Below are 25893 nucleotides of genomic sequence, written 5' to 3'. Positions count from 1 at the left end.
CCGTGACACGGCGAACCGACTGGGCCGAGTACGCATACCCCGCCTCCGGCATCCCCAGGGAGCCGGATCCGGGGAACGCGGGCGAGGGGGGCTTTGCCGGGGCCGGGCAGGGTGAGGACCGGCAGGACGCCGGCTCGCGCACCGGTACGGGTGCGAGCGAGGGCGGCCGGACTCGCGGCGGTCGCGGGGAGCGTGGCGAGGCCGGCGCGCGACGGGGGCGCGGGCGTCGCCGGCGGGACATCGCGGACTCGTCCGCAGAGGACGGGGACACCTTCTCCTTGTCGAGGGCCGAGCAGGAGGAGTCTCCAGGGGACCCGGCTGAGCGGGCACGGGCGATCTGCCTGCGCCTGCTCACCGGGACCCCGCGTACGCGAAAGCAGCTGGCGGACGCCCTGCGAAAGCGGGAGATCCCGGACGACGTGGCCGAGGAGGTGTTGTCGCGGTTCGAAGAGGTCGGGCTGATCAACGACAGTGCCTTCGCCGATGCCTGGGTGGAGTCCCGGCATCACGGCCGGGGGCTGGCCCGGCGGGCGCTGGCTCAGGAGCTGCGGACCAAGGGGGTGGACTCCACGCTGATCGAGGAGGCCGTCGCCCAGCTCGACACCGAGCAGGAGGAGGCGACGGCGCGCGAGCTGGTCGCCCGCAAGCTGCGCTCCACCCGCGGCCTCGACCGTGACAAGCGGCTCAGGCGGCTGGCGGGGATGCTCGCGCGGAAGGGGTATCCCGAGGGAATGGCCTTGCGGGTGGTCCGGCGGGCGTTGGAGGAAGAGGGGGAGGACACGGAGTTCTTGGCGGAGGAGGGCTTCTAGGCGCCGCCGGGTTCGATGGCGTTGGAGCGTGGGCAGCTGGACGTCACGTAGCGCCGGCGCTGCTGGACGCTACGTGGGTCTGAAGGGCTTGGACGCCTTGACACCTCGTGGCCCGAGGGGCGTCGAGGCCTTGGGGCGCACCACGTTGCCCTGGGGGTTCGAAGTGCCCTGGAGGCCAGCGCCCTGCGCGGCGTTTCAGGCGGGCGAAGGTTGCGAGGCGGGCGTCACGGGTGGGCCGTCACGGGCAGGCCCGCACCTCGCCAAGCCTGGAAGCCGCCTGTCAGATCGGTCGCCCGGTGCAGCCCCAGGCGGTGCAGGGACTCCGCCGCGAGGCTGGACGCGTAACCCTCGTTGCAGACGACCACGACGCGCAGGTCATGGCCTGTGGCCTCGGGAAGGCGGTGGCTGCCGAGCGGGTCGAGGCGCCACTCCAACTCGTTGCGCTCCACCACCAGGGCGCCGGGGATCAGCCCGTCGCGCTCACGCAGGGCCTCGTACCGGATGTCCACGAGGAGGGCCTCGCCGCGCCGGGCGGCCTCGTACGCCTCCTGCGGTGCGATCCGCGCGTACCTCTCGCGCACCCGCTCCAGCAACTCGTCGATGCCCACCGGCACCCTAGGCTCACCGCTCATCGCCCCTCCTCAACACCCGTATGTGACCCGCGTGTCCACCGGCTCCATGGCACATCGTGCGGGGCCTCACTGCCAGTCCTCCGGCCGTTCGACCTGCTCCAGCCGCAGTACGTCCCCGGCCCGGCTGTAGCGGCGGATCCGCGGCAGCGGCGGATAGTAGGCGTGCACGGAGACGGCGTGCCGTTCGGAGGACTCGTTGAGCACCTCGTGGACGTGGTGGCGGCCGAAGGAGCGGCCCCGGCCCGCCGGCAGGAGACGCTCGCGGTCGACGTCCTCGCTGAGCTCCAGGGTCTTCCAGCCGTCCGTGGGCAGTCGCGCGGCGAGAGAGTGTTCCTTGAGTGCGCCACGGGCGGTGAGGAAGGCGCCGACGGAGTCGGCGTGGTCGTGCCAGCCGGTGCCCGTGCCGGGCGGCCAGCCGATGAGCCAGGCCTCGCTGCCGCCAGGCCCCTCCAGCCGTACCCAGGTACGGCCCTCCAGGTCCAGCGGAAGCGAGTCGACCAACGCGTCGTCGGCGGCCGTGCGCCGGACGAAGTCGAGGAGATCGGCCTGTGTCGGAGCGGCAGCGCCGGACCCAGGAGCGAACGGGGACCCCGAGGTGGCGGGGCCCGCGAGCGCGGAAGGGGGAAGGGCCCCCGAAGCGGCTGCGGAAGCGGAGGCAGTTACGGAAGCGGAGGGGGAGACAGACAACGTGCACCGTCCTGATGAGCGTTCGCGTGAGCGCGCACGGCGGGGCGTCAGCGGCGCGCGCGAAGGGAGAAATGCGAGATCAGCAGGAGGGGCGACACACGCAACCCGCATAGCGGATGAGGTCCATATGGACCCTCCGCCACAGGCGCACACAGGTGTCGGTCACGATCCGGAGTACACCACGCCGGTCCGGACCGGTCAACTCTCCGCCACCCTGCGGACAGAGACGGCAGGGTGGCGGAGAGAGAGCGGGACGAGCCCGGCGCCCGAGAGGAACCGGCGTCAGCGGGAGCCCGCGGTGGCTTCCGCCGGCGCCTTCGCCGGGCCGCCGAGAGCCGCCTCGGCGGCCGCGTACAGATCGGCGGGGCGAACGCCGTTCAGGGCGGTGACCAGGTGTCCGTCGGGACGGACGAGGAGCACCGTGTGGGCGGACGCGCCCGGGTAGCGCTCGGCGACCAGCAGCTCCGCCGGGTGCGGCAGCGCCGTGACGGCGGCGGCGAGCCGTGGCATGATCCCGGCGCTCACCCAGTGCTTGCGCTCCCACACGCCGGTGCCCGGGGCGATCAGTACGACGAGCAGCGCGCCGCGCCCGAGCCGGTCGCGCAGTCGTACGAAGGAACCATCCTCCGCCGTGACCCGCACATCCGTCACCGGCGCACCCGGGGGCGTCTCGACCGGGACCCGTGCGTCGATGGGCGGAGCTGCGAGGGGCGAGTCGGCGTAGGCGGAGGTCTCGCCCAGTGGCCCGCGGCCCAGATGGCCGTCGGTGAGCAGCGCGTCGTGGCCCCGGCTCGTGCCGGGGACATAGGCGCGCAGGGCGCCGCCTCCGCGGAGCAACGGCAGCATCTGGTCGGCGGCGCGCAGCCGGGCGGCGACGATCGCGCGGCGCTCGGTCTGGTAGCTCTGGAGAAGGTTCTCGCGAGGCCCGTGGTGCCACGACAGTGCCAGCTTCCAGGCGAGGTTGTCGGCGTCCTTGAGTCCTTCCTCGAGCCCCTGCGTGCCGAGTGCGCCGAGCAGGTGGGCCGCGTCCCCCGCGAGGAAGACCCGGCCGACGCGCCACCGGCGTGCCAGGCGGTGGTGGACGGTGTGGACGCCGGTGTCCAGCAGTTCGTACGGCGGGGTGGAGCCGCCGGTCCAGCCCGCGAGGGTCTCCCGGACGCGGCTCACCAGGAGTTCGGGCGTGACCAGGTCCTTGCCGGGCGGCAGCAGCCAGTCGATCCGCCAGACGCCGTCGGGGAGCGGGCGTGCGGTGATCTCTCCGGACGAGGGGCCCGACGTCCGCCACGGTGGCGTGCGGTGGAGCAACGCGCGGCCCGGCCAAGGGAGTTCAGCCCGGAGTGCGGCGACGGCATAGCGTTCCACCGCCGTACGGCCCGGGAAGCGGATGTCCTGGAGCTTGCGCACGGTCGAGCGGGGGCCGTCGCAGCCGACCAGATAACTGCCGCGCCACCAGGTGCCGTTGGGGCCCCTGGTGCGGGCGGTGACACCGGTGGTCTCCTGCTCGATGGTGTCGAGCCTGCTGTCCACGGCGATCTCGGCGAGGGGCTCACGGTGGACGGCCGCGCGCAGGGCGTCGGTGAGGACGTGCTGGGCGAGGTGGAGGGGCGGCCGCTCGGGAGCGGCGCCGGTGGTCACGGCGTAGTCCGAGCTGAGCCGGTGTCCCGGATCCGCCGGGCGGTAGCTGTCGGGTTCGACGGCGCCCGAGTGGGGGTGCCCGCCGAGGGAGCTGCCGGAGGCACCGCCGTCGCCGGGGTCCTCGAAAGTGATCTCCCGAACCACCTGCTTGCGCCGCATGGACCGCCATCCGGCCCAACGGGTCCCGGCCTCGGCGAGCGGGACCCCGGTGAGCCGTTCCATGAGCGCGGCCGTGTCCTCGCGCAGGACGAGGGTGCGGGCGAGCCGTGGTTCGTCCTTGCCCGGGCCCTCGTCCAGGACGACGGACGGCACTTCCTGACGCGCCAGCGCCAGGGCGAGCGTGAGCCCGACGGGCCCCGCTCCGACGATGATCACCGGATCCACGCGGCGCTCCCTGTCCGCAGCGGTGCCTCTGGAGACGTATGTGAACAGGAGGTTGGAGCAGGGTGCACGATCACAGAACGTATGCAACCCATTGCCGGTGCTTGCGTCAAGTGACGAGGGGCAGTGGCGATCATGCCACTGCCCCTCGTGTCACGGAAGTCGCCGACTCACCCTCGGACGGAAGACGCTGACCCTTCCTCGGACGGAAGCCGCCCATTCCTCCTCAGCCGGAAGCCGCTTACTCTCCCTCCGGCGGAAGCCGCCCGGTCTCAGAGGCGGCTGTCGGCGCCGGTGCCGAAGGTACCTCCGACCTCGGCCGCGTTGAGCTCGTCCACCTGTTCGGCTCCGAGTACGGCGCCGGTGCTCTTCTTGCTGCGCCGGAGCCTCGCCTCCAGCCAGGCCGCGAAGCTGGTCAGGGCGAAGTTCACGACGATGAAGATGATCGCGACGACGATGAAGCTGGGGATGACGTTCGCGTAGAAGGCCGCGAGTGTGCCACGCGCGCTGACCAGTTCGCTGAAGTTCAGCAGCACGCCGCCGAGCGCCGTGTCCTTCACGATGACGACCAGCTGGCTGACGATGGCCGGGAGCATCGCGGTGACGGCCTGCGGCAGCAGGATGGTCCTCATCGTCTGGCTCTTGCGCAGGCCTATCGCCTGGGCGGCCTCGGTCTGACCTTTGGGCAGGGCGAGGATGCCGGCGCGCACGACCTCAGCGAGGACCGAGGCGTTGTAGAGGACCAGGCCGGTGACGACCGCGTACAGGGGCCGGTCGTCACTGCTGACGTCCGTGGAGCGGGCGTAGATCTCGTTGGCGAACAGCATCAGCAGCAGCACCGGGATCGCCCGGAAGAACTCCACCACCGCGCCGGCCGGGACACGCACCCACCGGTGGTCGGACATGCGTGCGATGCCGAATATCGCGCCCAGCGGAAGCGCGATCACCATGGCGAGCGCCGCGGCCTTCAATGTGTTGCCGAGGCCGGGCAGCAGGTACGTCGTCCAGGCCTCACCCTGGGTGAACGGCTTCCACAGGGCCCACTCCAGCTGGCCCTTGTCGTCCAGGACCTGCCAGACCCACCACAGGAGCAGCGCGAGCAGGGTGATGAAGACCACCGTGAGGATGAGGTTGCGCCGCTTGGCCTTGGGGCCGGGGGCGTCGTACAGAACCGAGGTCACCGCTTCACCGCCAGTCGCTTGCTCAGCCAGCCGAGGAACAGGCCGGTGGGCAGGGTCAGTACCACGAAACCGAAGGCGAAGACCGCGCCGATCAGCAGGGTTTGAGCCTCGTTCTCGATCATTTCCTTCATCAGCAGCGCTGCTTCCGCCACGCCGATCGCCGCTGCCACCGTGGTGTTCTTGGTCAGCGCGATCAGGACGTTGGCCAGCGGGCCGATGACCGCGCGGAACGCCTGGGGCAGCACGATCAGCCGCAGCACCTGAGTGAAGTTCAGCCCCAGGGCGCGGGCGGCCTCGGCCTGCCCGACGGGCACGGTGTTGATGCCGGACCGCAGCGCTTCACACACGAAGGCTGCGGTGTAGGCGACCAGACCGAGGATCGCCAGCCGGAAGCCCTGGACGTCGAAGTTGTCCGGCGCCCCCATCGTCACCCCGAAGATGTCGGCCAGGCCGAGCGAGGTGAAGATGATGATGACGGTCAGGGGGATGTTCCGGACGATGTTCACATAGGCGGTGGCGAAGCCGCGCATCAGCGGGACCGGGCTGACCCGCATCGCGGTCAGCAGCGTGCCCCAGACCAGCGAGCCGATGCCGGAGAACACGGTGAGCTGCACCGTCACCCAGAAGGCGCCCAACAGGCTCGGGTCGTCATAGTCAGAAAGAAAGTCGAACACGATCTCCCGCGCTTCCGGGTGGTGTGTGACGAACGTTGCGGGCAGGGCGCACCGCCGCCGCCGGGACGGCGGCGGCGCGCCTGCGTAGCACTCCGCTGGCTGTGCGGAATCCCGCGTTACGAAACGATGGTGCCGATCTTCGGCGCGGGCTCGTTCTGGTAGCCCGCCGGGCCGAAGTTGTCCGCGACGGCCTTGTCCCAGGCCTTCTCGCCGACCATCTTCTCGAGCGCTTCGTTGATCTTGTTCAGGGTCTCGGAGTCGCCCTTCTTGACGCCGATGCCGTAGTTCTCGTTGCTCAGCTTCAGGCCCGCGAGCTTGAACTCGCCCTTGTACTGCTCCTGCGAGGCGAAGCCGGCGAGGATCGAGTCGTCGGTGGTCACCGCGTCGACGGCGCCGCTCTGCAGGCCGGCGATGCACTCCGAGTAGGTGCCGAGCTCCTTCAGCTGGGCCTCGGGAGCGATGGTGTCCGACACGTTCTGAGCGGAGGTGGAGCCGGTCACCGAGCACAGCTTCTTGCCGTTGAGGTCGGTGCCCTCCTTGATGTCGGAGTCCGCCTTGACCAGCAGGTCCTGGTGGGCCAGCAGGTACGGGCCGGCGAAGTCGACCTTCGCCTTGCGCTCGTCGGTGATCGAGTAGGTTGCCGCGATGAACTTCACGTCGCCGCGCGAGAGGGCGTTCTCACGGTCGGCGCTCTTGGTCTCGACCCACTCGATCTGGTCGGCCTCGTAGCCCAGTTCCTTGGCCACGTAGGTGGCCACGTCCACGTCGAAGCCGGAGAAGGAGCCGCCCGGCTCCTTCAGGCCGAGACCCGGCTGGTCGTACTTGATGCCGATCTTGATCTTCTCGCCGCCACCCGAACCCGAACCCGAGTCCGAGTCTCCGTCGCCGCCGCCGCACGCGGTGGCGGTCAGGGACAGGACGATCGCGGCGGCCGCCGCGGCGGTGACCTTGCGGAGCTTCATGTGAACATCCTTTGCGTGGTGAAGTGGAGGGCCGTCCCGTGCGGGAGACGCACTCGTCGCGAGGTGCGAAGTGCGTGATGCGAAGTGCGTGGTGCGGGTTGAGCGATGCGACGAGTGACGGTCAGTGGTGGAGGATCTTCGACAGGAAGTCCTTGGCGCGGTCGCTGCGCGGGTTGCTGAAGAACTGGTCCGGCACGGCCTCTTCGACGATGCGGCCGTCCGCCATGAACACCACGCGGTTCGCCGCGGAGCGGGCGAAGCCCATCTCGTGCGTCACGACGATCATCGTCATGCCGTCACGGGCGAGTTGCTGCATGACCTCCAGCACCTCGTTGATCATCTCCGGGTCGAGGGCCGAGGTCGGCTCGTCGAAGAGCATCACCTTCGGGTCCATGGCCAGGGCCCGCGCGATCGCGACGCGCTGCTGCTGGCCACCGGAGAGCTGTGCGGGGTACTTGTCCGCCTGCGAGGCCACGCCGACCCGGTCGAGCAGGGCCCGGGCTTTCGCCTCGGCCTGCTTCTTCTCGGTCCTGCGGACCTTGATCTGGCCCAGCATCACGTTCTCGAGCACGGTCTTGTGCGCGAAGAGGTTGAACGACTGGAACACCATGCCGACATCGGCGCGCAGCCGCGCCAGGGCCTTGCCCTCCGCGGGCAGCGGCTTGCCGTCGATGGTGATGGAGCCGGAGTCGATCGTCTCCAGCCGGTTGATGGTGCGGCACAAGGTGGACTTTCCGGACCCTGAGGGTCCGATGACCACGACGACCTCGCCGCGTGCGATCGTCAGATCGATGTCCTGGAGTACGTGCAACGCGCCGAAGTGCTTGTTGACGCTCTTCAGGACGACCAGTTCGCCGGTCGCGGCCACATCTTCCTTGGCCACCGATACTTCGGTCATCGCTCTCGGGCTCCGTCCTCCTCGGTTTCGGAGGACAGTAGCTACCCCATGCGACCTGCGTCATTACATCTGAGGCGAATTTGAGTATCACGATCCGGTAGCAGCCGGACACGGGTGGTAGCACGAAGGGCGTGACGTGTATCGGCCGGATAACGGAAGGCCCACGCAACCCGAACCCTCTTGACGCCGTCCTTATCCATCGGCGTGACTGCCTTGGTGCACGCGCGCGTGCACCCTTTTCGTGCACCGACTCGCTGCCCAGCGACTTTTGTACCGACCGAGTCCGTACTGCCGATGAACCGAAGGAGGCCGGGATGAGACTGCTCCTTGTCGAGGACGACAACCACGTCGCCGCCGCTCTGTCGGCGGTTCTCGCACGGCACGGGTTCGACGTGACGCACGCGCGCAGCGGCGAGGAGGCGCTTCAGGCGCTCGTCCCGGAGGGGGCGGGCTTCGGTGTCGTCCTGCTCGATCTCGGACTGCCCGACCAGGACGGCTACGAGGTGTGCGGCAAGATCCGCAAGCGCACCAGCACTCCGGTGATCATGGTGACCGCGCGTTCCGACGTCCGTTCCCGTATACACGGCCTCAACCTCGGAGCCGACGACTACGTGGTCAAGCCGTACGACACGGGCGAACTGCTCGCCCGGATACACGCCGTCAGCCGGCGCACCGCTCACGAGGATCCCGCCTCGGGCGGGGAGACCGCGCTGCTGCTGGGCGCCGTACGCATCGAACTGCACACCCGCCAGGTCACGGTGGACGGAACGGTCGTCCAACTGACGCGCAAGGAGTTCGATCTGCTCGCCCTGCTCGCGCAGCGGCCCGGGGTGGTGTTCCGGCGGGAGCAGATCATCAGCGAGGTGTGGCGCACCAGCTGGGAGGGGACCGGGCGCACCCTGGAGGTCCATGTCGCGTCCCTGCGCGCCAAGCTGAGGATGCCCGCCCTGATCGAGACCGTGCGCGGCGTCGGCTACCGGCTCGTCGCCCCGGCCGCCTAGCGGGTCCGGGTGCACGCACGTCTGCTGCCGCTGCTGATCGTCCTGATGGCGGCCGTGCTGCTGGCGCTCGGTGTCCCGCTGGCCGTCAGCGTGGCCGCCGCCCAGCAGCAGAAGGTGGTCGTCGACCGGATCGACGACACGGCCTTCTTCGCGGCCCTCGCCCAGTTCGTCACGGCCTCTCCCGTTGGGTCCCGTCGCACCGAGCCGGACGAGCGCCTGGAGACGCTCAGCCGCGAACTCGACAGCTACCACGAGGTCTACGGCATCCGCGTCGGCGTCTTCTACGCCAACGACACCTCGATGGCCCATGCGCCGACGGAGTGGTCCCTCCCCCGGGAGGGCGACGTGCGCGAGGCCTTCGACGAGGCCCTGCTGAGCCGCCGCAGCGACGACCCGCCACAGGTGTGGCCCTGGCAGGACGGCAGGCTCGTCGTGGCCTCGCCGGTCATCCGCGACGGTGATGTCGTCGCGGCCGTGGTCACCGACTCGCCCACCGGCCAGATGCGTTCGAAGATCCTGTACGGCTGGATGGTCATCGCCGCGGGCGAGACCGCCGCGATGCTGCTGGCCGTCGGAGCCGCGCTGCGGCTGACCGGCTGGGTGCTCCGGCCCGTACGCGTCCTGGACGCCACCGCCCACGACATCGCCACCGGACGTCTGAAGTCCCGTGTCGCGGTGGCCAGCGGGCCGCCGGAGCTGCGCCGCCTCGCCCGGTCGTTCAACGAGATGGTGGACAACGTCGAGGACGTGCTGGAGCAGCAGCGCGCCTTCGTCGCCGACGCCTCCCACCAGTTGCGCAACCCGCTCGCCGCGCTGCTGCTGCGCATCGAGCTGCTCGCCCTCGAACTGCCCGAGGGCAACGAGGAGATCGCCTCCGTGCAGACGGAGGGCAAGCGCCTGGCGCGGGTTCTGGACGACCTGCTCGACCTGGCGCTCGCCGAGCACGCCGGGGCCGATCTCCGGCTCACCGACATCGGCGCGCTGACGGCGGAGCGGGTCGACGCCTGGTCGCCGACCGCCCGGGCCAAGGGTGTACGGCTCGTGGGGGACTGCCCCGCGACGACGGCGTGGGCCGACCCGGTGACGCTGTCCAGCGCGCTGGACGCGGTGATCGACAACGCGGTGAAGTTCACGCCCGGGGGCGAGTGCGTCGAGGTCACCGTCGCCTCCAACGGCGAGACCTCGACGGTGGTGGTGGCCGACCGCGGGCCCGGTCTGACCGACGAGGAACTGGCCCGGGTCGGAGACCGCTTCTGGCGCAGCGGACGACACCAGAACGTGAAGGGCTCCGGGCTCGGGCTGTCCATCACACGCGCCCTGCTCGCGGCGGCCGACGGCTCGATCTCCTACGCGCACCACGCGCCGCACGGGCTGAAGGTGACGCTGACCGTGCCCCGCAACTGGCCTACGGCTTGACGGAGCGGTAGTAGCGCCGGGCGCCGTCGTGCAGGGGCAGCGGGTCGGTGTAGATGGCCGTGCGCAGATCGACCAGCTGGGCGGAGTGGACGTGCGCCCCGATGCCGTCGCGGCTCTTGATCACCGTCCGGGTCACCCACTCGGTCAGCTCGGGGTCCATGTCCTCGCGGGTGATCAGTACGTTCGACACCGCCATCGTCGCCACGGTGCCGTCGCCGCGGGCCCCGTACGCCGACTCGGGCATGTTGGTCGCGCGGTAGTGGTGCGTCGCCGGGCCCTGGCGGTGCAGCTCGGAGACGAAGTCCGCGTCGATCGGAACGAAGCGGAACGTGAACTTCTCGGCCAGCTCCAGCAGTCCGTCCGTGGGCAGCCCGCCGGACCAGAAGAACGCCTCGATCTCGCCCTGTTCGAGCCGGGCCGGGCCGGTGTCTATGCCGTCGGACATGGGCGTGATGTCCTGTTGTGAGTCGATACCCGCCGCTTTCAGTACTCGGGTGGCGATCAGTCGCACGCCTGAGTGGGGCAGTCCTATGGCGACCCGCCTGCCGCGCAGGTCCTCCACCGAGCGGATGTCCGAGTCGCGGGGCACGACCAGGTGCACATAGTCGTCGTACAGCCGCGCGACCCCGCGCAGCCCGTCCGCGCCCGGCCCCTTGTTCAGTTCGTACGTCTCCACCGCGTCGGCGGCCGCGATGGTGAAGTCGGCCTCGCCGGTCGCCACGCGCGCGACGTTCTCCTGGGAGCCGTCACTCGTCAGCAGCCGCACCTGGAGGTTCGGCATGTCCTTGGACAACTCGGTGCGCAGCAGGGTGCCGTACTCCTGGTAGACACCGCGCGGCGTGCCGGTGCTGAACGTGATCGAGCCTCTCGGGGGTTCCTCGCCCAGCGGCAGCAGCCACCACAGCAGCAGGCCGAGGGCGACGGCTCCGGCGGCCGTGCTCTGCAGGGCGCGGCGCGTGCCGATACGGGGGAGGGCTCTGGGCATGCGCGCGATCCTGCCAGTCCGCAGGACTGCTGGCCAGGGCGGGAATCACAGGGGGTGTCAGAGGGGGTCGATAGTGTTTCGGGTATGAGCTCCTCGCCCGCCCACCTGGTCCGCGCGTTCCATCACGCCTTCGGTCTCGACGCCCGTGCCGTCCCGACGGAGGTGTCGCCGCGACTGGCCGGGCACCGCGGCGAGCTGCTGGCCGAGGAGGCCGCGGAGGTCGCCGAGGTGTCGGTGACCGGCCCCCTCGACAAGCTGGCGCACGAACTGGCCGATGTCGTCTACGTGGCCTACGGCACCGCTCTGGTGCACGGCATCGACCTGGACGCGGTGATATCCGAGATCCACCGTTCCAACATGACGAAGCTGGGCCCCGACGGCCGGGTGACACGGCGCGCGGACGGCAAGGTGCTCAAGGGGGAGCACTACGAGGCACCGGACGTGGCGGCGGTACTGCGCAGGCAGGGGTGGCGGGCGGAGGGGGCGTGAGGCCGCCGGCCGGGGCATGCGGTGGGCGTACGGCGTGACGGCGGGGGCGGGCCGGGTGACCGTCGGGCGTCGGCACGCGACCGCTGGTCGGGCAGGCGCCCGGCGGTCCGGCTCGCGTCGGGGCGCATGAGCCGGACCGCCGGGCCCGCCCTCACGCCGAGTCGCTGCCCGCGAGCTTCCACTCCCGGTGCAGGCTGCCCAGCGGGATGCTGTGCCGGATCACCGGTGTGCCGAAGATCGACAGTTGGACGTGCAGGGTGCCGGTGAGGTCGATGCCGCCGTACAGGCTCCAGACGGCGGGGGTGCCGGCCGTGGCCGTCGCCTCGCCGCGCAGGTACGGCGCCAGGTCGGCGGCGACGCCGAGGGTGCCGTAGAGACCGACGGACGCCTCGGCGCCCAGTGTCGCCCGCACGTTCCCGGCGGTCGTCAGGGACGTGCGGACCGGCGTGCCGGTCATCGTGGACTCGCTGACCGGTGTCCACCCCTCGGCGATTCCGAAGGTGCCGCCCGCCTTGAAGTCGCCCTTCAGGCTCTGCTCGACGTCGACGGTGATCCGGCCGTCGCCGCTGAGCAGGAGATAGCAGGTCAGGTCGAGGTTCACCACGACGGGGACGGGGCCGACCTGGAGCACCGGGTCGGCGTGCAGCTTGGCGAAGGGGATCCGCAGCGGTGCCGGGGAGAGGTCGGCGCGGCCCCGCAGGGCCCAGCCGGAGGTCCACTCCCCGGACACACCGAGGTACGCGAAGGTCGGGGCGGCGCCGGTGCCCTGGCCGCCGTAGCGGAAGTCGACCTGAGGGGCGACCTGGACATGACCGGAGACGGATGCCACGGCCGACGCCGGCGTGCCTGCCACGGCCGGGAGTTCGGCCCGTACGTCGAGGCGAAGGCTCCCGAGCGGGACCGTGACGCCCTCGGGGCCCGCGTGGACGTCGCCCGACTTGGACCAGGACACCTCGACGTCGGGGAGCAACTTGTCGACGTCGAAGTCGTCCGGGTCGACCGGGACGGAGCCGCGAGCCGTGTCGTCGCCGAGGAGGGCGTCGAGGGTGGCGGGCGCGGTCTGCACCTCGGTGCCCTCGCCCCGCTCGCCGACGATCTTCGTGACCTTGGCGAGGAGTCCGTCCGGCGCGCCGGGCGCGGGGGCGCTGGCGATGACGTCACCGACGGCGGGGCCGGGGGACGCGGACGGTCCTGAACCGGGCTCGGCCGGGGCGGAGATGACGGCGCGACGGGTCCGGCTGTCGTAGGAGTCGACGGTGAGGCTGGTCGTGCGGGCCTTGGCCTGTGTGCCGGGTGCGCCCGGCGTCGCGGTGGCGTTCGGGGCGTCGGCGGGGGCGGCGGCCACGGCGAGCGGCTCGCCGTCCGCCGCGGGCCCGTCCTTGCCGACAGGGGCCTGGTGGGTCCGCTCGGCCGTCGGGCGGCCGTCCGCTTCCGGCAGCGAAGAGCAGCCGGCGGCAAGGAGGAGGGCTGCTGCGGACAGGACGGGCAGGAGGGCACGCGTGTGCTGACTGCGTCTGCGCAAGGTGAGTCCTGGGGGTGGTGGGGGGTGGCATGGGAGGAACCGGGAGCACGCGTTCTTACTCGTCGGTAACAATGCATGAGCATGCCACGCCTGAACCACCGGAACTCCATGTTCCGGGCACACTCCGAGGTGACCTGGGCCACTGACACGATTCCAGCGATGCCGCCCTCGGGGTGACGCCGGAGAGAGATGCCGGGGGATGCCGGGGGATGCCGGGAGGGGTGACGCCGGGAGGAGCGACGCCGGTGCGGCAGCGACGCCGCCCCACCCGAGCGCCGGCGACGCCGCTTCCAGCGGATCCCGCGGCTCCTGGGGCGCCGGGTGGCTCTTGTGACGCCGTGGTTCCTGGGGCGCCGCGTGGCTCCTGTGATGCCGTGGCCCCTGCGATGCCGCGTGGCCCCTGCGATGCGATGGCTCCAGCGGCGCCGCTCCTCAGTCCACGGTCACCCGGACCGGGCCCGGACCTCAGTCCCCGACGGGAGCCTCCGTCCGGATGTCCTCCTCACGTCGTACCGGAGCGGACGGTTCCTTGGTGCGCCGGCGCGTCCAGCGCATCGCGATCGGCTCGGTGTAGCGGGCCGTGAGGGGGCCGATGACGACCAGGATGAGGACGTACGCCGTGGCCAGCGGGCCCAGGGACGGTTCGATGCCGGCCGTCACCGCCAGGCCGGCGATCACGATCGAGAACTCGCCGCGGGCCACGAGCGCGCCGCCCGTGCGCCAGCGACCCTTCACGGAGATGCCGGCGCGCCGTGCCGCCCAGTAACCCGTGGCGATCTTGGTGACGGCGGTGACGACGGCCAGGCCGAGGGCGGGCAGCAGGACCGGCGGGATGCTCGCCGGGTCGGTGTGCAGACCGAAGAAGACGAAGAACACCGCGGCGAACAGGTCGCGCAGCGGGCTGAGCAGCGTGTGCGCGCCCTCGGCGACCTCTCCCGACAGCGCGATGCCGACCAGGAACGCGCCCACCGCCGCCGACACCTGGAGCTGCTGGGCGATGCCCGCGACCAGGATCGTCAGCCCGAGGACCACCAGCAGCAGCTTCTCCGGGTCGTCGCTGGAGACGAACCGCGAGATGACGCGCCCGTAGCGCACCGCCGCGAAGAGCACCAGACCCGCCACGCCCAGCGCGATCGCCAGCGTCACGCTGCCCGCCGCCAGACTGACCCCCGCGAGCAGCGCGGTGATGATGGGCAGGTACACGGCCATCGCGAGGTCCTCCAGGACCAGCACGCTGAGGATCACGGGCGTCTCGCGGTTGCCGATCCGGCCGAGTTCGCCGAGCACCTTCGCGATGACACCGGAGGACGAGATCCAGGTGACGCCCGCCAGGACGACGGCGGCCACCGGGCCCCACCCGAGAAGCAGTGCGACGGCAGCGCCGGGCAGGGCGTTGAGCGCGCAGTCGACCAGCCCGGCCGGGTAGTGGGCCTTGAGGTTGGTGACGAGGTCGCTGGCCGTGTACTCCAGGCCGAGCATCAGCAGCAGCAGGATGACGCCGATCTCGGCGCCGATGGCCACGAACTCCTCGCTCGCGCCGAGCGGCAGCAGCCCTCCCTCGCCGAAGGCCAGCCCGGCGAGCAGGTAGAGGGGGATGGGGGAGAAGCCCAGTCGGCCGGCGATCCGGCCGAGCAGGCCGAGGCCCAGGAGGATCGAACCGAACTCGATCAGCAGAACCGCGGAGTGCACCGGCTCACTCCTGCCCGAGTATCGCCGCGGCGGCCTCGACGCCCTCACGGGTGCCGATGACGATCAACGTGTCGCCGCCCGCGAGCCGGAAGTCCGGTGTCGGGGACGGGATCGCCTCGGCCCTGCGCAATACCGCCACGACGGACGCACCGGTCTCGGTCCGCATCCGGGTGTCGCCGAGAACCCGGCCGTTCCAGCGCGTGGTCGCGCCCACCTCGATCCGCTCGGCCACCAGGCCGAGGTCGGTGGTGGAGAGCACGTTGTAACTGTGGTGCGACGGCTGCAGCGCGTCGATCAGCGCACCGGCCTCCGCGGTGGTCAGGTGCAGCGACTGGGCGCAGGAGTCCGGGTCGTCGGACCGGTAGACGTTGACCGTCCGGGTGCCGTCGCGGTGGGCCACCACGGACAGGTGGCGGTGTTCCCGGGTGACGAGGTCGTACTGGACCCCGATGCCCGGCAGCGGCGTCGCCCTGAGGCGTGGAGCGGACACGATTCTTCCCCTTGCTGATCGCCTTGCTGGTGGCTGTGCTGATCGCTTTGCCGGTGGCTGTGCCGATGGCAGCACCCGGGGCTGTGAGGATCGCTCCGCCCGCCCGGTCGCCGACCGCGGTGGCGGCCGTCCGGGAAGCCGCCCGGAAGCCCTCGGCCCCGCCATGCTGCCATCCGGCCGTACCGTGGCGACATGGGTGTCAGCACGGATGGACAGCGGCGGCGCGGAGCGGAGAGGCTGGTCAGAGGGGTGCTGTCGGCCAGAACCGGGAAGGGGGTCGGTACCGGCGTGTCGTTGTTCTGGCGGATCTTCTCCCTGAACGCCCTCGGCCTCCTCGTCGCCACCGCTCTGCTGCTCGGCCCCGTCACGGTGTCGACCCCGGTGCTGCCCGGCGAGGTACTGGTCGTGGTCTGCGGTCTCGCCGTGCTGCTCGCGGTCAACGCGGCCGTCCTGCGTGTGGGCCTGGCCCCGCTGGGCCGTCTGGGCCGGGCCATGGCCACCGCGGATCTGCTGCGGCCGGGTGCCCGCGCAGAGGTCTCCGGGCCGGTGGAGACGGCGGTGCTCATCACGACGTACAACACGATGCTGGACCGGCTGGAGACAGAACGCGCGGCCAGCGCGGCACGGGCGCTGTCCGCCCAGGAGCGGGAACGCCACCGCATCGCGCGCGAGCTCCACGACGAGGTCGGGCAGACGCTCACCGCCGTCCTGCTCCAGCTCAAGCGGGTCGCCGACGTGGCGCCCGGGGAACTGCGGGAGGAGGTCGGCCAGGCCCAGGACGCGACCCGGGCCGGGCTCGACGAGATCCGGCGTATCGCGCGCCGGCTGCGGCCGGGGGTGCTGGAGGAGCTGGGCCTGGCCAGCGCGCTGCGGGCGCTGGCCGGTGAGTTCTCCGCTCATGGACTGACGGTCCGCCACGACGTCCGCGGGGATCTGCCGCCGCTGGACGAGGAGACCGAACTGGTGGTGTACCGGGTGGCCCAGGAAGGGCTGACCAACACGGCGCGGCATTCCGGTGCCGACCGCGCCGAGGTCAGGTTCGGTCCGGTGGCCGGGGGCGTCGAGTTGCGTGTCCGCGACAACGGCGAGGGGCTCGGCAGCGCGCCGGAAGGGGCCGGGATCGGCGGGATGCGGGAACGCGCGCTCCTCGTCGGCGCGACGCTGACGCTGGGTCCCGCTCCGGGGCAGGGCACGGAGATACGGCTGCGCATACCCATGGCCGACGGGGGCCTGTGATGTCGGCGCCGGGGTGGCGGAGGCGGTCGCACGCCGGGGCGGTCGGAGCCGGCCGGGGTGGTCCGGAGTCGGCGTGGCGGTCCGGAGTGGGCCCCGGGCCGGCCCCACGGTCACTTGAATGCGTGTGCCATCTGATGGGGGGCGACCGGCTCCTCGACGGAGGCATCTCCTCCTCAGGCCTCGCCGACCTCGGGCTTCTCCCGGCGCGCCCCGGGGCCGCCACCGCCGCGATTGCTCCGCCCTGGATTCCGGCGAGTTTCTCGTTCATTTTCCCTCCGTTCGGCCTTCACCTCTTTGTGCTCACAAGCCCTACACAAGCCCGCGACTGTCAAGTGCACCTGGGGAGGTGCTCGGCGCGTGGCGAAAAAGGGACGCCCGCGCGGAGGGGGAGATGGGGTGGTGACGATGGCTACGCCGCGCTTTCTGTACGTGGTGCGGGAATCGCTTCGAAGACCCGAGGGGGACGAGGAGCCGGTCGGCTGGCGGATGGTGGGCGCCAACAACCGTGAACTCGGGCGCAGTCCAGGGGTGTTCGGCTCCTACGAGGAGTGCCGGACGTCGGTGGCCCGGCTGCGGGAGAACGTGGGGACGGCGCGCGGGGTTCTGACGATGTCGGACTCGGCGGTCACATGGACATGGCGGCTGGAAATCGATGGTCAGACCGTCGCCGTCGCCGGGCGGGCCTATCACCGGTACCGCGAATGCCAGTACAACCTGACGCACTTCCTGGACGCTGTTCCGCTGGCGCAACTGACGGAACCGACGGCGGGGCGCCCGCGCACGCGGGGTGGTGCGCTGCGCGCTCCCGTACGGCCGAGGTCTACGCGAGAAGAGCCCGAGGAAGGCGCCAAGGGGCTGCCGCGTCCGGTCGCGCTGCGGCGCCCCGACGCTCTACGGCGCCCCGACCCGCTGCTCCACCCCGACGCGCTGCCGGGTTCCGGCGCACTGCCGGGTCCCGGCGTGATGCCGTCCAAGACGGTCACCCGCGGTAGGGCCTCCATGACGACCCCCGTCGTCCCGCTCGCGGCGGGTGCCTGATGAGCGCGGGTGTGCACGACGTGACCGGGGCCGGCGTCGAGGACGTGCCGCGGGCGTTGCGCGGCAGGGGCGAGTTCGCGGACCGGCTCTTCCGGGGCACCGCCCGTGGCAGCGGTGCCCTGGTGCTGGCGATCATGCTGCTGGTCGGCGTCTTCCTGACGTACCGCGCCTACCAGGCGCTCGGTGTCGCCCGGTGGTCCTTCCTGAGCACGGCCGCCTGGGAGCCGGACTCACGGAACTTCGGCATCGCCGCGGTGCTGACCGGCACCGTGCTCATCGGCACCCTGGCGATCCTCATCGCGCTCCCGCTGGCCCTGGGCACCGCGCTCTACATCTCGGAGTACGCGCCGAGGCGCGTGCGGCGGACGCTGATCAGCCTCGTCGACCTGATGGCCGCGGTGCCCAGCGTGGTCTACGGCCTGTGGGGCGCCTTCTTCCTCCAGGGCCACATCACCGGACTGGCGCGCTGGATCTCCACGTACCTCTCCTGGATCCCGCTCTTCGAGGTCCACGGCGTCGACCCGCACGATCCGCTGCAGACGATGACCGTGTACACGTCCTCGACGTTCATCGCCGCGGTCGTCGTCGCGCTGATGGTCACGCCGATCGCCTGCTCGGTGATGCGGGAGACGTTCTCGCAGGCACCGCCCGGTGAGCGCGAGGGCGCGTTCGCGCTGGGCGCGACCCGGTGGGGGATGATCCGTACGGTCGTCCTGCCGTTCGGATGGGGCGGCGTGATCGGCGGCACCATGCTCGGCCTGGGCCGCGCGCTCGGCGAGACCATCGCGGTCTACATGATCATCTCGCCGGTCTTCACCGTGCAGTGGCACGTGCTCCAGAACGGCACCAACTCCGTCTCCGCACTGATCGCGCTGCGCTACGGATCAGCCAGCGAGTTCGGCATGTCGGCGCTGATGGCCGCCGGCCTGGCGCTGTTCCTGCTGACCCTCGTCGTGAACTTCATAGCGTCCTCGATCGCGGCCCGCGGCCGCTCGGGCGTCGGGGCGGAGGCCTGAGATGACCGATCTCCTCAAGGACCGGCCGGTGTCCCCCACCGCGACCGCGACCAAGACCGTGACGCCGACCGCCGGCCCCCGGGACGACACCCCGGAGACGCGCCGCAGCACCGGCGCCCTGCACACCTCCGACGTGCTCGCCCTCGTCGGTGCCGGGGTGGGATCGCTGTGCCTTACCGTGCTGCTCTTCGTGTGGATCGCGCCCTTCGACTCGCTCCTCGGCTTCGTCGTCGTGGCCTACGTCCTCTTCCTCGCGGTCTACGCCGTGCTGGTCTCCTTCGACGAGAACCGGGTCGCCGTACGGGACAAGGTGGCCGCGGTGCTGTGGCAGAGTCTCGCCACGCTGCTGCTGTCCGCGCTGGTGCTGGTGGTGGCGTACACGCTGTGGCGCGGTCACTCAGCCCTCGGTCATCTGAACTTCTTCACCGACGACCTCTCCCGCACCGGCCCGCTCCAGCCGCTCAGCGAGGGCGGCGTCGTGCACGCGATCGTCGGCACGCTGGAGCAGATCGCCATCTCCCTGGTCATCACTGTGCCGCTCGGGCTCGCCTGCGCGGTGTTCCTGAACGAGGTGCCGGGCAAGTACGCCCGGTTCGTGCGGACCGTCGTCGAGGCGATGACCGCGCTGCCCTCCATCGTGGCGGGCCTGTTCATCTACGCCACGGTGATCCTGATCCTCGGCATCGACAAGTCCGGCTTCGCCGCCGCGCTGGCGCTCGGTGTGATGATGCTGCCGATCATCATCCGGGCCGCCGACGTGGTGATCCGGCTGGTGCCGAGCTCCCTGCGGGAGGCGTCCTACGCCCTCGGTGCCGGCCAGTGGCGCACCGTGTGGACGGTGGTCCTGCCCACCGCTCGCTCCGGCCTCACCACCGCGGTCATCCTCGGCACCGCGCGCGGCATCGGCGAGACCTCGCCGGTGCTCCTCACCTCCGGCTACGCGGCCGGCCTCAACGCCAACCCGCTGAGCGGACCGCAGGTCTCGCTCCCGCTGGCCACCTTCGAGTTGGTGCGCTCACCCCAACCCAGCCTGATCGCCCGCGGGTTCGGCTCGGCAGCCCTGCTGATGGCCCTGGTGCTGCTGCTGTTCGTCGTGGCCCGCGTCATCGGCGGTCGCGGACCGGGCGAGCTGACCCGCAACCAGGCACACCGGCGCGTGGTCGCCTCCCGGCGTGACGCCGAGCGGATGCGAAGGCGGTCCGAGTCGCGGCAGGTTCGGGCGGCCCGGCCCGAACCACCGCCACCAGGAGCTTCGTAGCGGCAGGACCGTCGCGGCACCACGCGCGGAGCGGGGCGGCGACCACGCCGCCGCGGTACCGGCGCGCAGGACCTTCACACCGACACCCGCCCAACGGTCCCCGCTGCGGCACCCGCCCAACGGTCCCCGCTGCGGCACCCGTCCAACGGTCCCCGCGGCGGACCTCCGCCGCGGACCCGCGCGCGGACCCAGCGGTGACCCCGCTCAACGGTTCATCCGCAGCACCCGCCAGCCGGGGCGGCGGCCGGCCCCTGCCGCGCGGGCCGCGAAGCCCCCGCGCCCCGGGGCCCCGCGCTCCACCCCGCACGCCACCAGCTCCGCCCGCGCTCCACCCGCCCCACCCCGCACGCCACCAGCTCCGCCCGCGCTCCACCCGGCCCGCCCCGCACGCCACGAGCTCCGCCCGCACGCCACCAGCCCCAACCGCACCCCGTCCCGCACCCACCATGGCCCGCCCTGAGTCCAGGGCCCCTCATCGCACCAGGAGTCGTCTGTCATGCCCGGTTCGCCTCCGGCACCCACAGCCCGTACCCGCCCGAGAGTCGTGACCGCCTTCGCCCTGCTGGCATCGCTGGTCCTGGCGGCCGCGATGTCGGGCGTGCCCGCCTTCGCCGCGAGCTACGTCCCGATCTCCGGCGCGGGTTCCACCTGGAGCCAGAACGCCCTCGACCAGTGGCGGGCCAACGTCAAGCAGTACGGCATGACGGTCAACTACAACGGCACCGGCTCCTCCGACGGCCGCAACCAGTTCCGCAACGGCACCGTGGACTACGCCGTCTCCGAAATCCCGTACGGGATCAAGGACTCGGGCGTCGTGGACCCGCCGCCGTCCCGGAAGTACGCGTACATGCCGATCGTGGCCGGTGGCACGTCCTTCATGTACAACCTGACGATCGGCAACAAGCGGGTCACCAACCTCCGCCTGTCCGGCGAGGTCGTCGCCAAGATGTTCACCGGCGTCATCAAGACCTGGAACGACCCGGCGATCAAGGCCGACAACCCGGCACTCGCCGCCGCCCTGCCCGCCCGCAAGGTCGTCCCGGTGGTGCGCTCCGACGGTTCGGGCACGACCGCGCAGTTCACGACCTGGCTGAGCAAGCAGCACACCGGTCTGTGGGACGCGTACTGCGGTCGCGCGGGCCGCGGCACGCCCTGCGGGGCGACCTCCAACTACCCGCTCGTACCGGGCGGCGGCTTCGTCGCCCAGTCCGGCTCGAACGGTGTCTCCGGCTACGTCGCCCAGGCGGGCAACGTCGGCACCATCACGTACGTCGAGTACTCGTACGCCGTCTACACCACCGGCTTCCCGGTCGCCAAGGTGCTCAACAAGGCCGGCTACTACGTCGAGCCGACCGCGACCAACGTGGCCGTGGGGCTGACCAAGGCGCAGATCGAGGAGAACGCCTCCTCACCGGCGTATCTGACGCAGAAGCTCGACGGGGTCTACAACGACACCGACCGGCGCACCTACCCGCTCTCCAGCTACAGCTACATGATCGTCCCGACCAAGCTGGAATCGAACTTCAACAACCAGAAGGGCAAGGCCCTCGGCGCCTTCGCCTACTACTTCCTCTGCCAGGGCCAGCAGCGCGTCGACAACCTCGGGTACTCGCCGCTGCCCATCAACTTGGTGGAGGCCGGACTGCGGCAGGTCCGCAAGATCCCCGGCGTCGACGTCGAGTCCGTCGACATCAAGGACTGCCGCAACCCCACCTTCTCCAGCGACGGCACCAACACGCTCGTGAAGAGCGCGCCCTACCCGCCGGCCTGCGACAAGCAGGGCGCGTCGCAGTGCTCCACGGGGACCGGTGGCAGCAAGACACCCACCGACGTGGCCGGCGGTGGCGGAACGGGCGGTGGTTCGGGCGGCACCTCGGGCGGCGGGTCCGGCTCCGGAGGGGGCGGCGGCACCGGCGGCGCCACCGGCGGCGGCACGGGCGGCACGGGAGGCTCGACCGGCGGTTCGCCCGGCCCCTCGGCCTCCGGCGCCACCGCCTCCGGGGGCAGTTCCGGGGCCACCGTCGACCCCGACACCGGCCAGGCGCTCGGCACCACGGGCGGGGCGGGCACGGACGGCGGCGCCGACGCCTTCGCCGTACCCGTCACGACCTCCCGGTCCATCGGCAGCGGGACCCGCACCGTCCTGATGGTCCTGGCCGGAGTCCTGCTCCTGGGCCTCACCGTCGGACCGCCGCTGCTCACCCGGCGGCTGAAGCGGAGCTCGTCGTGATCGCCGCGCTGCGCCGCTTCGTCCGCACGGCGACCGCCGTCGCCCTCGTCCAGTTGCTCGCCATCGGCGTCGCCGTGCTGGCCTCCGCGCCGCGCCCGGCAGGCGCCGCCGAGACCTCGTCCGCCGTTACCGTGTCCGGCGAAGGGACTTACGCCGACCTGAAGGTGACGGTCAGCCAGACCCGCAACCTCGTCAACCAGGTGGTCGAGGTCACCTGGTCCGGCGGCACACCGACCGTCTCGGACACCAGCTTCGCCGCCGACTACCTCCAGCTCATGCAGTGCTGGGGGGACGCCTCCACGGGCCCCGACCCCGAGCAGTGCCAGTTCGGCGGCTCCTCCGCGGGGGGACCGGGATCGGGCAGCCAGACCGCCGGCGCGTACACCAACACCCGGCAGCTCACGTACGGCCGCCTCAAGGACCCCGCCCAGGAACTGCCCCCGGCGGGCGGTACGGGGATCTCGTACATGCCCTTCGAGTCGGTCTCCGGCGATGTCGTCAGCGCCGGGAACTGGAACGAGTTCTACGACGCCAACACCACCAACGAGGTGCCCTACGCCCGTACCGGCCCCGACGGCAGGGGCGAGGTCTACTTCGAGACGCAGACCGCCCTGGAGGCGCCGGGCCTGGGCTGCGGCGAGGTCCCGGCCGGTTCGTCCGGGGCCACGCAGGGCCGGACCTGCTGGCTGGTCGTCGTGCCGCGCGGGGAGAACGAGGTGGACGGCGGCTCCTACCGGTCGCAGCCGAGCGGACTGCTCCAGTCCTCGCCGCTCAGCGCGAGCAACTGGCAGCACCGGCTCGTCGTACCGCTGAGGTTCGAGCCGATGGGGCAGTTCTGCCCGATCGGGGCGGACGAGCGCGGCACGCTCGGCCACGAGATCGTCGCCGAGGCCGTCGGCCGCTGGCAGCCGGCGCTCTGCCAGTCCGCGGACAAGACGATCTACGGCTTCGCGCAGGTCACCGACGACACCGCCCGCGCCAAACTGGTCTCCGGCAAGCCCGGCATGGTCTTCCTGGGCCGCCCGGCCACCGGCGACCAGGTGCCCGCGGGCACCGGCCCGGTGTACGCCCCGGTGACACTGTCCGGACTGACCTTCGGCTTCTTCATCGAGAGCCGTTCCGGCTTCGACGCCCCCGCGGAGGTCGTGGCCCGCGACGGCACCCGGCTGACCTCCCTCGACCTCACACCGAGGCTGGTCGCCAAACTACTCACCGCGTCGTACCAGGACGGCAACTCCCGCTTCGCGCCGAGCACCAAGGGCAACCCGGTCAACCTGGCACGCGACCCGGAGTTCATCGAGCACAACCCCGACTACGCCGACCTGGACTTCGCCGGCAGCCTCGGCGACGTCCTGGTCCCGGAGGCGGTGTCCGACGCGGCCCGACAGCTCTGGAGCTGGCTGGAACAGGACCCGGCCGCACGGGAGTTCCTCAGCGGCACGCCCGACGACGAGGGCCGCCACGGCGATCCCGACTACTCCGGGATGAAGGTCAATCCGCACTACGAGGACCTCGAACTGCCGCGCGACGAGTTCCCGAAGAGCGACCCGTTCTGCCAGAAGTTCCCCGACCACCCCGAACACCCGCTGTGCATCCAGGACAAGCACCCCTACGCCACCGACCTGCACGCGGCCGCCCGCGCCGCCGCCCGCGGCGACACCCTGGCCCGCACCTCCTGGGACGACACCGCGACCCCGCCCGGCTACAAGAAGGACCCGCCGCAGCCCACCGGCAAGCGCGCCGTCATCGCCCTCACCGACACGGCGACCGCCGCACGGTACGGACTGATCACGGCGCGGCTCCAGAACCCGGCCGGCCGTTTCGTCGCCCCCCACACCGCCGGGCTGCTGGCCGGGCAGGCGGCGATGAAGCCGAGCGGTGTCACCGGCGTGCTCCGCCCCGACCCGGGCGCCAAGAACGCCAGGGCCTACCCGCTCACCCTGCTCACCTACGCGGCGACCGTGCCCGAGCAGCTCACCGGGCAGGAGGGCGAGGACTACGCGCACCTGCTGACGTACATCGCGGGCGACGGCCAGCGGCCGGGCGTCTCCGCGGGCACCCTCCCCGAGGGGTACGCCCCGCTGCCGGCGAGCCTGCGGGCCCAGACGCGCGCCGCCGCCGAGACGATCGCCCGGCGGGCCGGCGGCACGCCGCCCCCGTCCGCGGGCCACGACCCCGGCGGCACGACGGGCGGCAGCGGCGGCTCGCCCGGCGGCACCGGGGGAGCGGCGGGAACGGGGGGCGCCCCAGGAGGCGCACCCGGCGTCGACGCCTCCGCGAGCGCCCGACCCTCCGGCACCGCTTCCACGTCCGCTGCCGCCTCGGCTTCGGCCTCCACGACTCCCGCGGCCGCCGAAGGTCCCTTGTCCCGCACCCCTGAATGGGCGCTCGGCGCCGTGCGCCACGCCCTCCTGATCGCCCTGATCGTCGGGCTCGCCGCGGCGGTCTGCGCCCCCCTCCTGCCGAGGGCGGCACCGCGGCTCGCCGCGCTGGTCGTGGCCTGGCGCGACAGGGACACGTCGCCCGGAGACGGAAGGAGGTGATGCCCGAACCCCTTCACCGACAGGTCCGCGCCAACGAACTGTCCGAAGTCAACTCGTCGGGCACCACCCGACGTTCAGCCTGACCGAGAGGTACAGCACATGAACACGAGGAAGATCTTCGTCTCCGCGATGGGCCTCGCCGGCCTGCTCACCGGCACGCTCTGCGCCAACCAGGCCGTCGCCGACCCGTCCGGCCCGCCCGCGCACCGTCAGCTGTCCGGCGTGGGCTCCGACACCACGCAGGACGTGATGAACGGCCTCGCGCAGGCCATCACCATCAACGGCACCAAGGTGATCGGCTCCTACGACGCCACCGGCTCGGCGCAGATCACCACCAAGAACCCCGCCACCACCCCGGGCTGCTCCATCAACCGCCCGAACGGTTCCGGCGCCGGCCGCACCGCGCTGCTCAACTCCCTCCAGGCGGGCAACGGCTGCCTGGACTTCGCGCGCTCCTCCAGCCTCAACCTGGCCGCCGCGAACCCCGGTCTGACCTACGTGCCGTTCGCGGTGGATGCGGTGAGCTACGCCATCACCCCGACCAGCACCCTGCCGCGCAAGCTCACGCTGAACGACCTCAAGGCCATCTACCACTGCGACCCCAACTACGTGGGCAACGGGCCGAACTACAACCTCACCGTCTACCTGCCCCAGGCCGGCTCGGGCACCCGCTCCTTCTGGCAGGCCCAGATGGGCATCACGGAGGCCGACGTGGTCGCCGGTGTCTACCCCTGCATCAAGGACGCCAAGGGCGGGAGCCCGGTGCAGGAGCACGACGGCCGCGTCCTCGACGACAGGTCGATCGTGCCGTTCTCCATCGCGCAGTACAACTCGCAGGCCTCCCAGACCATCGCCGACCTGCGCGGCCGGGCGATCCTGGGCACCGTCGACGGCATCGCGCCGACCGTGCTGAACAGCGACTTCGGCGTCAAGCGCGACGTCTACAACGTCATCCCGACCAGCAAGCTCGGGACCGCGCCGTACAACACCGTCTTCGTCGGCGCCGACTCCCTGATCTGCCGGCAGGCCGCCGTGATCAACACCTATGGCTTCGCGACCAACGCGAACTGCGGCGACACCAGCAAGCAGACCCCCTGACACCACCGCGACACGTCATCCCC

23 protein-coding genes are annotated in these 25893 nt (G+C 71.5%); 11 read left to right on the top strand and 12 right to left on the bottom strand.

The window, feature by feature from the left end:
- Positions 1-2 precede the first annotated feature (2 nt).
- On the top strand, positions 3-809 hold the full coding sequence (gene recX, locus ACWCPM_RS06875; protein ID WP_450975068.1) for a recombination regulator RecX: 807 nt from the start codon (positions 3-5) through the stop codon (positions 807-809).
- A 224-nt stretch (positions 810-1033) separates the two neighbouring features.
- Here the strand turns inward: recX and ACWCPM_RS06870 are convergent, their stop codons facing one another.
- The 8 genes from ACWCPM_RS06870 to ACWCPM_RS06835 all read right to left on the bottom strand — a co-directional run bounded on the left by ACWCPM_RS06870 (position 1034) and on the right by ACWCPM_RS06835 (position 7859).
- Positions 1034-1441, bottom strand: coding sequence for a rhodanese-like domain-containing protein (locus tag ACWCPM_RS06870; RefSeq protein ID WP_450975067.1), 408 nt, complete (start codon positions 1439-1441; stop codon positions 1034-1036).
- 66 nt (positions 1442-1507) lie between these two features.
- The gene (locus ACWCPM_RS06865) at positions 1508-2128 is read right to left on the bottom strand and encodes a cysteine dioxygenase (RefSeq protein WP_450975066.1); all 621 of its coding nucleotides are present in this window, start codon (positions 2126-2128) and stop codon (positions 1508-1510) included.
- A 79-nt stretch (positions 2129-2207) separates the two neighbouring features.
- Positions 2208-2279, bottom strand: coding sequence for a putative leader peptide (locus tag ACWCPM_RS06860; protein WP_322747027.1), 72 nt, complete (start codon positions 2277-2279; stop codon positions 2208-2210).
- 131 nt (positions 2280-2410) lie between these two features.
- Positions 2411-4147 carry an FAD-dependent monooxygenase gene (locus ACWCPM_RS06855; protein ID WP_450975065.1) on the bottom strand — a complete coding sequence of 579 codons (1737 nt, stop codon included), beginning with the start codon at positions 4145-4147 and terminating at the stop codon, positions 2411-2413.
- 269 nt (positions 4148-4416) lie between these two features.
- Positions 4417-5325 (bottom strand): amino acid ABC transporter permease, encoded by a 909-nt coding sequence (locus tag ACWCPM_RS06850; RefSeq protein WP_450975064.1) that lies wholly within the window; start codon positions 5323-5325, stop codon positions 4417-4419.
- On the bottom strand, positions 5322-5999 hold the full coding sequence (locus ACWCPM_RS06845) for an amino acid ABC transporter permease (RefSeq protein ID WP_450975063.1): 678 nt from the start codon (positions 5997-5999) through the stop codon (positions 5322-5324). Before ACWCPM_RS06845 ends, ACWCPM_RS06850 begins: the two co-directional genes overlap by 4 nt.
- A gap of 116 nt (positions 6000-6115) precedes the next feature.
- The gene (locus tag ACWCPM_RS06840; RefSeq protein ID WP_450975062.1) at positions 6116-6961 is read right to left on the bottom strand and encodes a glutamate ABC transporter substrate-binding protein; all 846 of its coding nucleotides are present in this window, start codon (positions 6959-6961) and stop codon (positions 6116-6118) included.
- 121 nt (positions 6962-7082) lie between these two features.
- On the bottom strand, positions 7083-7859 hold the full coding sequence (locus ACWCPM_RS06835) for an amino acid ABC transporter ATP-binding protein (RefSeq protein WP_180686041.1): 777 nt from the start codon (positions 7857-7859) through the stop codon (positions 7083-7085).
- 314 nt (positions 7860-8173) lie between these two features.
- Between ACWCPM_RS06835 and ACWCPM_RS06830 the strand changes: the two genes are divergently transcribed.
- On the top strand, positions 8174-8860 hold the full coding sequence (locus ACWCPM_RS06830; protein WP_450975061.1) for a response regulator transcription factor: 687 nt from the start codon (positions 8174-8176) through the stop codon (positions 8858-8860).
- Between the two features lie 9 nt (positions 8861-8869).
- Positions 8870-10276 carry a sensor histidine kinase gene (locus ACWCPM_RS06825; RefSeq protein ID WP_450975060.1) on the top strand — a complete coding sequence of 469 codons (1407 nt, stop codon included), beginning with the start codon at positions 8870-8872 and terminating at the stop codon, positions 10274-10276.
- On the opposite strand, the gene ACWCPM_RS06820 is transcribed toward ACWCPM_RS06825, so the two are convergent.
- Complete coding sequence (locus tag ACWCPM_RS06820) at positions 10266-11261, bottom strand: TAXI family TRAP transporter solute-binding subunit (protein ID WP_450975059.1); 996 nt, start codon at positions 11259-11261, stop codon at positions 10266-10268. The two genes, ACWCPM_RS06825 and ACWCPM_RS06820, sit on opposite strands and share 11 nt — an antisense overlap.
- Positions 11262-11345: 84 nt before the next feature.
- On the opposite strand from ACWCPM_RS06820, the gene ACWCPM_RS06815 reads away from it, so the two are divergent.
- Complete coding sequence (locus tag ACWCPM_RS06815; protein WP_450975058.1) at positions 11346-11750, top strand: pyrophosphohydrolase domain-containing protein; 405 nt, start codon at positions 11346-11348, stop codon at positions 11748-11750.
- Between the two features lie 151 nt (positions 11751-11901).
- Here ACWCPM_RS06815 and ACWCPM_RS06810 read toward each other — a convergent pair whose 3' ends face one another.
- From ACWCPM_RS06810 to ACWCPM_RS06800, 3 genes are all read right to left on the bottom strand, one after another.
- The gene (locus ACWCPM_RS06810) at positions 11902-13272 is read right to left on the bottom strand and encodes a hypothetical protein (RefSeq protein ID WP_450975057.1); all 1371 of its coding nucleotides are present in this window, start codon (positions 13270-13272) and stop codon (positions 11902-11904) included.
- Positions 13273-13737: 465 nt separating this feature from the next.
- Positions 13738-14961, bottom strand: a complete 1224-nt coding sequence (locus tag ACWCPM_RS06805) for a cation:proton antiporter (RefSeq protein ID WP_450975056.1) — start codon at positions 14959-14961, stop codon at positions 13738-13740.
- A gap of 4 nt (positions 14962-14965) precedes the next feature.
- Entirely contained in the window at positions 14966-15451 is a 486-nt protein-coding gene (locus ACWCPM_RS06800) for a cation:proton antiporter regulatory subunit (protein ID WP_450975055.1), read from the bottom strand.
- A gap of 288 nt (positions 15452-15739) precedes the next feature.
- On the opposite strand from ACWCPM_RS06800, the gene ACWCPM_RS06795 reads away from it, so the two are divergent.
- From ACWCPM_RS06795 to ACWCPM_RS06765, 7 genes are all read left to right on the top strand, one after another.
- On the top strand, positions 15740-16687 hold the full coding sequence (locus ACWCPM_RS06795; protein WP_450975092.1) for a sensor histidine kinase: 948 nt from the start codon (positions 15740-15742) through the stop codon (positions 16685-16687).
- A 405-nt stretch (positions 16688-17092) separates the two neighbouring features.
- Positions 17093-17725, top strand: a complete 633-nt coding sequence (locus ACWCPM_RS06790) for a hypothetical protein (RefSeq protein WP_450975054.1) — start codon at positions 17093-17095, stop codon at positions 17723-17725.
- 11 nt (positions 17726-17736) lie between these two features.
- Positions 17737-18741: a phosphate ABC transporter permease subunit PstC gene (gene pstC / locus ACWCPM_RS06785; RefSeq protein ID WP_450975053.1), complete on the top strand. Its 1005-nt coding sequence runs from the start codon at positions 17737-17739 to the stop codon at positions 18739-18741.
- 1 nt (position 18742) lies between these two features.
- The gene (gene pstA, locus ACWCPM_RS06780) at positions 18743-19999 is read left to right on the top strand and encodes a phosphate ABC transporter permease PstA (RefSeq protein WP_450975052.1); all 1257 of its coding nucleotides are present in this window, start codon (positions 18743-18745) and stop codon (positions 19997-19999) included.
- Positions 20000-20543: 544 nt separating this feature from the next.
- The gene (pstS, locus tag ACWCPM_RS06775; protein WP_450975051.1) at positions 20544-22229 is read left to right on the top strand and encodes a phosphate ABC transporter substrate-binding protein PstS; all 1686 of its coding nucleotides are present in this window, start codon (positions 20544-20546) and stop codon (positions 22227-22229) included.
- Positions 22226-24772: a hypothetical protein gene (locus ACWCPM_RS06770; protein ID WP_450975050.1), complete on the top strand. Its 2547-nt coding sequence runs from the start codon at positions 22226-22228 to the stop codon at positions 24770-24772. Before pstS ends, ACWCPM_RS06770 begins: the two co-directional genes overlap by 4 nt.
- Before the next feature lie 99 nt (positions 24773-24871).
- Positions 24872-25870, top strand: coding sequence for a substrate-binding domain-containing protein (locus tag ACWCPM_RS06765; protein ID WP_450975049.1), 999 nt, complete (start codon positions 24872-24874; stop codon positions 25868-25870).
- The last annotated feature ends 23 nt before the right edge of the window (positions 25871-25893 follow it).

This window comes from Streptomyces sp. NPDC002309, assembly GCF_053593375.1.
This window is presented reverse-complemented; position numbering and strand designations above follow the sequence as displayed.

Bases quoted from the DNA above. Each gene is read 5' to 3' on its own strand.
- ACWCPM_RS06790 (WP_450975054.1), top strand. From the start codon at position 17,093: ATGGCTACGCCGCGCTTTCTGTACGTGGTGCGGGAATCGCTTCGAAGA.
- pstA (WP_450975052.1), top strand. From the start codon at position 18,743: ATGACCGATCTCCTCAAGGACCGGCCGGTGTCCCCCACCGCGACCGCG.
- ACWCPM_RS06870 (WP_450975067.1), bottom strand. From the start codon at position 1,441: ATGAGCGGTGAGCCTAGGGTGCCGGTGGGCATCGACGAGTTGCTGGAG.
- ACWCPM_RS06835 (WP_180686041.1), bottom strand. From the start codon at position 7,859: ATGACCGAAGTATCGGTGGCCAAGGAAGATGTGGCCGCGACCGGCGAA.
- ACWCPM_RS06765 (WP_450975049.1), top strand. From the start codon at position 24,872: ATGAACACGAGGAAGATCTTCGTCTCCGCGATGGGCCTCGCCGGCCTG.
- ACWCPM_RS06815 (WP_450975058.1), top strand. From the start codon at position 11,346: ATGAGCTCCTCGCCCGCCCACCTGGTCCGCGCGTTCCATCACGCCTTC.
- ACWCPM_RS06830 (WP_450975061.1), top strand. From the start codon at position 8,174: ATGAGACTGCTCCTTGTCGAGGACGACAACCACGTCGCCGCCGCTCTG.
- ACWCPM_RS06820 (WP_450975059.1), bottom strand. From the start codon at position 11,261: ATGCCCAGAGCCCTCCCCCGTATCGGCACGCGCCGCGCCCTGCAGAGC.
- ACWCPM_RS06840 (WP_450975062.1), bottom strand. From the start codon at position 6,961: ATGAAGCTCCGCAAGGTCACCGCCGCGGCGGCCGCCGCGATCGTCCTG.